Genomic DNA, 2070 nt, shown 5'->3' with positions numbered 1-2070 from the left:
GGCGAGGCGAACGGCAAGGTGGTGGACCCGCTGGCGCTGCTGTCGCTGACGGGCGACTCGGAGCCTGAACCGGGCCCCGGCGGGAAGGACAGCGGCGGCGGTGGCGGGTGTAACGCTGGCCTTGGCTGGCTGCTGCTCGCTGCAGTTGTTCCAGCTGCACTGAAGCGGAAATAATTGGCCCCCCTGTAAGGGGGGCTGCCCCGGAGGGGCTGGGACTGACGGCCCGTGAGCGGTAGCGAACGGTAGCCGGAAGGCTCCCCGAAGGGGAGGGGTGTAGGGGCGGCGAGTGTTTTTCATAAGACGCGCCTGTCTAATATCTCCCGCCAACGCCGAAAGACGACAATAAATTGTCCTCTTTCGGCACAGCCGACCGACCGGCCGTCGCAATCCTCCCGAAAGATCGGCTTGCGTGAGACCGGTCGTCTGGTCGAGCTGCGGAAGTCCCCCGGACTTCCTTCGCCCTCGGCCGACCGACACGACGCCGACCGCCTGTTGTCGTCCGTAAGTCGTGTCGTCTGGCCGAACCCCTCCGCCTCTCTCCGTTCGGCACCTCCCTTTCCAGGGGAGGCAATGACACTATTAAGAGGATGGTGGTAGAAATGAGAAAGCGGTTCTTTGCAATTCTGGCGTTAATCGTGGCGCTGGCGTTCCCGGTTGCCCCGGCAGGGGCCGAGTTGATCTTCACGCGGCAGGACAACAGCTACGCCAACACGGCACTGGGGATCGTCCTTGGGGATGGGGCGCCCATCCATCCCCTGGTCAGCAACATGGGGGGCAACCAGGGGCAGGGCATCTACCCCTTTGTCAACGCGGACGGCAATTTCCGCGTCGCGATCACCCTCTACACCCTGAACGGCACGGACGTCATCAACATCCACAACCCCGGTCCCAAGGAGAACTGGAAGGTCCCCCAGACCTGGAACCGCCCCCAGGAGGCGGGCACTTCGCTGCACAACACCCGGATTCTGGTGACCTCGGGAGGATACCTCTACGGCACGGCCTATGACATCCCTACGATCAACCGCGTGTCGACCCGTGGGGACCGGTACACGGAGGACAAGACGTACCTCTACACGCCGTCCTCCTCCGGTAACAAGGCCCACGGCGAGGGGCTGGTTGCCTATGGGGATGCGCTCTACGCCATCTTCACCGAGGGGCACGACGTGTGGAACATCGCGGGTGGCGGCTATGCGCCAAACCGGCTGGTGAAGCTGGACAAGGACCTGAACGTTCTGGCGAACAAGCCGATGCTGGGCAAGAACCTGGACGGCTTCACCCCCGGCGCCTACATCCGGCAGGGGAACCTTCTCTACGTGGCCACGCTGGGCGGGGTCCAGCCCTTCGGAAACACGTACAATCCCGACTCCTGCGTGGAGATCGTGAACTTGGACACGATGGAAGTCTCCGCGCCAGTGACGGCAAGAAGGATGAAGGAGAAGGACCCCACCTTCAGCCACATGTTCGGGGCGGTCGCGTCGGCGTGGGGTAAGATCTATGTCCAGGCCACGCAGTGGGTCTCCGAGGAGGAGTACAAGCCGGGCTACAGCATCCGCGTCTACGAGACGACGGCGGAGCGTCTGGCTGCCGGCGACCTGGGCACGCTGCTGCGGGACTTCAAAGGGAAGTACGGCTATCGGATGGGGCTGGTCTACGACCCGGAGCGAAACTACCTGTGGGCGGGCGTGGGCTACAGCCTGTGGCGCTACGACGGAACGAACTGGAGAGAGTTCGACGCCAACGCTCTGGGCGGGAACATTTCGGCCTACACGGCGATCTCCCTCCCGACCGGCCCGGTGAACCCGCCGTCCCCGTCCCCCAATCCGAGCCCGTCCCCGAGTCCGTCACCAAGCCCGTCTCCGTCGCCCACACCACAGCCCGGCCGGCCGGAGTCCGGTGTCGCGCCCAGCCTTCCGAGCGGTTCCCCCGATGGCATCCAGGCCGTGAAACCGGAATACTTTGCGGCGTCCGGCCAGACGGAAGGGCTGAAGGCGGCGACAGAGGCGCTCTCCCGGACCGGGCTGACCCGGGACGATCTGAGGGCGGACTCCGACAGCGGCGTCGTGAAGCTTG

2 protein-coding genes are annotated in these 2070 nt (G+C 64.9%); both read left to right on the top strand.

Going from position 1 to position 2070, the window contains the following annotated elements:
- Positions 1–18 precede the first annotated feature (18 nt).
- Positions 19–174: a Synerg-CTERM sorting domain-containing protein gene (locus tag ACO41U_RS10445; RefSeq protein ID WP_485943802.1), complete on the top strand. Its 156-nt coding sequence runs from the start codon at positions 19–21 to the stop codon at positions 172–174.
- A gap of 425 nt (positions 175–599) precedes the next feature.
- Positions 600–2070, top strand: a 1471-nt coding sequence (locus ACO41U_RS10440) for a hypothetical protein (protein ID WP_485943800.1), incomplete at its 3' end; no start/stop codon positions are given.

Source organism: Fretibacterium sp., from assembly GCF_057312375.1.
The sequence above is the reverse complement of the archived record's forward strand: the minus strand, read 5'-3'. Positions and strand labels throughout refer to the sequence as shown.